The sequence below is a fragment of the Tabrizicola sp. genome (assembly GCF_031377265.1).
Lineage (GTDB): Bacteria > Pseudomonadota > Alphaproteobacteria > Rhodobacterales > Rhodobacteraceae > JAUYQR01.
This window is the reverse complement of the sequence record NZ_JANMET010000396.1, coordinates 1-4,720: the sequence shown is the minus strand read 5'-3', so window position 1 is coordinate 4,720 and position 4,720 is coordinate 1. Positions and strand designations below refer to the sequence as shown.

General features: G+C 59.1%; 4 protein-coding genes. 1 reads left to right on the top strand and 3 read right to left on the bottom strand.

Annotation, left to right across the window (positions count from 1 at the left end):
- Positions 1-614, top strand: a 614-nt coding sequence (locus tag RMO18_RS20965) for an ABC transporter permease (RefSeq protein ID WP_309668478.1), incomplete at its 5' end; no start/stop codon positions are given.
- Positions 615-629: 15 nt separating this feature from the next.
- Here RMO18_RS20965 and RMO18_RS20960 read toward each other — a convergent pair.
- The 3 genes from RMO18_RS20960 to RMO18_RS20950 form a co-directional block, all read right to left on the bottom strand.
- Positions 630-788 carry a DUF3775 domain-containing protein gene (locus RMO18_RS20960; RefSeq protein WP_309668476.1) on the bottom strand — a complete coding sequence of 53 codons (159 nt, stop codon included), beginning with the start codon at positions 786-788 and terminating at the stop codon, positions 630-632.
- Positions 789-1,506: 718 nt separating this feature from the next.
- Positions 1,507-4,146: an HWE histidine kinase domain-containing protein gene (locus tag RMO18_RS20955; RefSeq protein ID WP_309668475.1), complete on the bottom strand. Its 2,640-nt coding sequence runs from the start codon at positions 4,144-4,146 to the stop codon at positions 1,507-1,509.
- Positions 4,139-4,720: biliverdin-producing heme oxygenase (locus tag RMO18_RS20950; protein ID WP_309668473.1), on the bottom strand; the 582-nt coding region annotated here is incomplete at its 5' end. The genes RMO18_RS20955 and RMO18_RS20950, both read right to left, overlap by 8 nt.

The window sequence follows — 4,720 nt, the reverse complement described above, 5'->3', positions numbered from 1 at the left end:
CGACCTATGTACTGCCTGCGGCTTTCGTGCTGATCCTGCAACAGACCATCCTGATGGGGCTGGCGCTGACGGCTGTGCGGCGGAGCCAAGGCACCGATCATCCGGCATGGCTGGTTATGGGGCGGATGGCCGCGTGGGTCGCGATCTATGCGGCGCTGCTGCCGATCTATCTGATCGTGCTGCCCGCCCTTTATGGCCTGCCCAACCCGGGCCGCACGGGTGATATCCTTGCCATCGGGCTGCCGTTTGTTCTGGCGACCGGTCTTTTGGCGCAATGTGTGGCCGCGCTGTTGCGGTCGGCCGAGGTGGTTCAGATCGTGCTGCTGGCGTTGGGGTTGCCGTTCTTCTTTCTGTCCGGCTTTGCCTGGCCGGTAGAGGCGATCCCGCCGGTTCTAAATGCCATCGCGCAGCTTGTGCCCTCGACGCCCGCGATAGACGGGTTGGTTCGCGTCAGCCAGATGGGCGCCCGGCTGCCGGATGTGGCGATGACCCTGTGGCATCTCTGGGCGCTGACGGCAGGGCTTGGCCTTGTCGCCGTGCTTGTTGAAGTCCGGCAGACCGGAGTGGCTCCCGTTCAGACCCGCCCCTTGCCCACTGGTCCGGTGGCGTCCTGAACGGCGCTGCACGCTTCAATCGACGCCGAACTCTAGCGTTTTCTCCTTACCTTCCGTAAGAAACTCGCCGACCGCTGGCTGCCCGAGCAGATAGCGGCTGACCAGCTCGTCATGCTGTTGCCGAGCGAGCGTTTTGGTCTCCTTCCATTCCTCGGGTTCCGCATCGCCGCGCACGATCTAGGGCAACCAGCGCGTCGTTTTATTGACCCGCCGCTCAATCTCCACCGGCGGAAAGCGCAGCCCTGCTTCTACTGATCCCGTTCAGGGCTTGGGTCCCATCGCCACCACACAAGGTGGCTGAGCCGCCATGAACTTCAGCAACTGTGCGCGCTACCGCTGGCGGCGGACCACAACTGACCCGTCAAACCCGCCGCCATGCGCCTGAAACACGTTCTTGGCAAAATCGAGGCCGATGATACTAACCTCTTCCATGGACACTCCCCATTATACCGGTACTTCATCTGGAGATGATCGGCGAACAGCTGGGCCACACGCAGATGCAGACGACCCAGCGCTATGCTCACTTGATAGACTCGCCCCTGCGAAATGGGATCGTTGGTTTGGTTGGTTGCTGACAAACGCGTGCGATAAGCCCGCCGAGTTAGTGTCTGCTAACTGGGAGGGGAAAAAGGCAGCGCGAACAGGTGTGGACACGCAGGTGAAAGACGGGCCGTGCAATCGCGCTGCAGGAAGTGCCAGACGCCTCGACCGCGCGGCAAAGCCCGGCCCGTTTCAGAGGTTTACGGTTTCAATGAGCGGCAGGGTTTCGCTGCGGGGCGATGATGTCATAGGCCATGGCCGTCTGTCGCAATTCGAAACGGGCAAAATTGTGCACCCGGTGCGAGCCAGATTCCCGGTCGGTAAGTGTCTATGTACTGAGGCAAATACCTACTCAAGCAAATACCTGATCGGCCCGCATCGCACGAATGCATTCTCGCAGTTTGCCTTCCAATTCATCTTCGCGGAATGGCTTGCCCAAAACGACGCTACCAGCTAAAAAATCGGGCAGGATGTTGGCGCGGTCATACCCGGTACTGAAGACAAACGGAATTCCGCGTTCCTGAAGCACGGCGGCTACGTCCCAAGACATCTCGCCGTCTAGGTTGACATCCAACAAGGCTGCGTCAAACGTTTCGGTCTGCGCCAACGCCAGCGCCGCATCCTTGCGTGAGGCTGGGCCTACGATCTTCCAGCCAAGTTCATTAAAGAACCCTTCAATCGACATCACGGCAAGAAACGAATCCTCGACAATCAGAATTCGAAAATCTTCCCCCAAAGGGTCTGGCATCACCACATCCGGGATTTTTGGCAGATCAACGATTTGAACCGGGGCGGCGGTGGCCGTTTTCGACAGAGACGAGTTTGGAAGGAAAATTGTACAGACGATTCCATCACGGAAGTAGTCGATCTTTGATGTACCACCCGTCTCCATGCCCAACGCTTTCTCGATCAGCGTTGTGCCAAACCCTGTTCGATTGGGCGATGATACTGGCGGCCCCCCGGCCTCGGTCCATGACAGGTCAATTCCGCGCTCAGACGTTTGCCAGGCAACGGCAACGCTGCCACCGGGCTGCGAGAGCGCGCCATACTTCACCGCGTTTGTCGCCAATTCATGGATCGCCAACGAGAGGGAAAGCGCCGATTTTGGCGTCAGCAACAGGCCGTCGCCCGAGACGTTCAGATATGTTCCACTATTCTTGTAAGGATCAAGTTCTTCGTGGATCAACCGCGTCAGGGATACACTTTCCCACCGGCTTTGCGATAGAAGGCTGTGCGCCTTGGCCATCGAACGTATCCGGCCCTCAAGACCCGTCACAAACCCGGTCACGCTTTCCGAACTGCGGCTTGTTTGCCGCACAAGCGCCTGAATATTCGCGATGGTGTTTTTAACCCGGTGATCCAGTTCCGCCATCAACAACTGGTCGCGGTCGGCCGCGCGTTTACGCTCATACGCGACGGCGTTGATGCGGCGCAACACGACATGCAGCAGCGACACTCGCAGATCATAGGCCGCATCGATATCCCCCGGTGTCCATTGCAAACAACGCCCCCGGATCGTCTCTTTCCAGACTTCAAAGGATTTGCGTGGGGTCAGACGGTCGCCATGCGGGCCGGATTTAACCCGTTTGTTGTCCTGCCCCGCCCAGCTCGTAGTCCCGACAAGTTCGGGACGGAACCAGATGATGAAATCTGACGGCGCATCCGTCACGGAAATGAACAAAATGCCCGACGCCACATCCGCATAAGCGGCGGCTTCGGGCCAAACCTCACCCAGCCGATCCGTAGCATACACACCTTCACCTTGCTGTAACCGCTCCAGGTTGTCATTCATCCAGGACACCAATGACGCGATCTGTGGCTTGGACGGCGTTATCCCCAGAAAGGTCAGGCTGCCCTTGATGCTGACCGCCACGCCGCCTTTGCCCATGCCGTCCGCGACAGAGCTTCCGGTGACAATGTAATCCAGCAGGTTCGGCGACTGTTTGGTCAGGCCTTCGGCATAATCATCCGCCGTGGCAAGGTTCAGCATCAGGTTCTGCAAAACCATCCGGCTTGCCAGACGCTGCTCAAACAGTTCACCCTTGTCGCGCGCTTCAAGTTGCAGCGAAAACATCGACCCGAACAATTCACATACGGCGCGCAGATGGCGCGGCAACAGGCGCGGGCTGTAGTTATGGCACGCGATCAGCCCCCAAAGTTTGCCGTCTCGGATGATGGAAATAGACATGGACGCATCAATGCCCATGTTGCGCAGATATTCGCGGTGAATCGGCGACACGTCACGTAAGATCGCTTGGCTCATGTCCAGCGGCTTGCCCGTGCGCGGGTTGTTCTGCGGCGACAGCCGGGCGGGGGTGTAGTTCACCTGCGTGATCAGTCGCAGCCAGTTCTTGACATACAGCGCGCGCGCCTGTTTCGGAATGTCAGCCGCCGGATAGTGCAGATCGAGAAAAGGCTCCAGATGCGGCTCACGGCTTTCAGCAATCACCCAACCGGAATCGTCGTGCATGAAGCGGTAGACCAGAACCCGGTCATACCCCGCGACCGCCCGCACCCGTTCTGATGCCAGTTGGCACAGCGCCTGCAGTGTCATGGGCGCGTCAAAACCTTCGACCATTTCCTGCACGCCTGACAGCGGATCAGCGGCGAACCTATCAGTCAGATCAGCGGCCTCTGCCTCCAAAATCAAAACGCCGTCGATGCGGTGAATGCTGACGTCCAGCGCCTGATCCGGCATAAAACGAAGCACGGGGTCCAGCAAATGGCGCGGCTTTGCCAAGGTGTGAACGATGTTCACGCGGCGCAGCATCTCCATCTGATCAGGCCGCAACATTGTCTCCAGCGACTGCCCCAGCATATCGTCATGGCCGATGCCCAGCAGGGCTTTGGTATCGCCCGCCACCTGCAGCACGGCGTATGTAGCGGGGTCAACAACGATCATCGCGCCATGCGGCAGAATCGCCCCGGGAATATGGATCGGCTCGCGGTCGCAGTTGGTCAGATCGGCTTGCTTCGCGATGTCTTCAACCATGTGGTACGTCCTTCCAGCCTGATGCCCACCGCTCGAACACCGCAAATGTGTCTATCGCTGCATCGACAATTTCGGTGTGTGTGTCTGGATCAGGCGGCACTGCCGCAAGCTGGGCCAGATAGTCGCGCCAAACAGCACCGGTTTGTGCGCCGTGTCCCAGAAAGAACAAGCGGCCGGCCGTTTCTTGGGGCGCAAAAAGGTTGTCAAGTCCGCGCGCCAGCTGGCGCCCCCCCAGAGCAGAACCCGCCACGACATAAAGTGCGCCGAAGCGACGGTGTGCCGTTTGCAAGCGCGGGATTTCAGCGCAGTCCGGGGCTTTTTCGCGGGCAGTTGCGTCGAGACCGAGGGCATCCAAATCCCGCACTAACCACCGGCTGCGCATGTCGCCTGAACCGGCTTCCAGCTCAAATGGCTTGTAGAAGCCATACAAACGGCAAAGCAGCTGGATGTAAGAGCTTCTGTCGATCACCCCGGCTTTGATCGCAGCAAAGCCTTCATGGCCATGCATGCGTTCATGCACCACTGTCGTCGCGTCGCGAAGTCTGCAGTGCAATGAAGGGGTTACATCTGTTCG

Coding starts and splice junctions, on each gene's coding strand:
- RMO18_RS20955 (WP_309668475.1), bottom strand. CDS start 4,146: ATGGTTGAAGACATCGCGAAGCAAGCCGATCTGACCAACTGCGACCGC.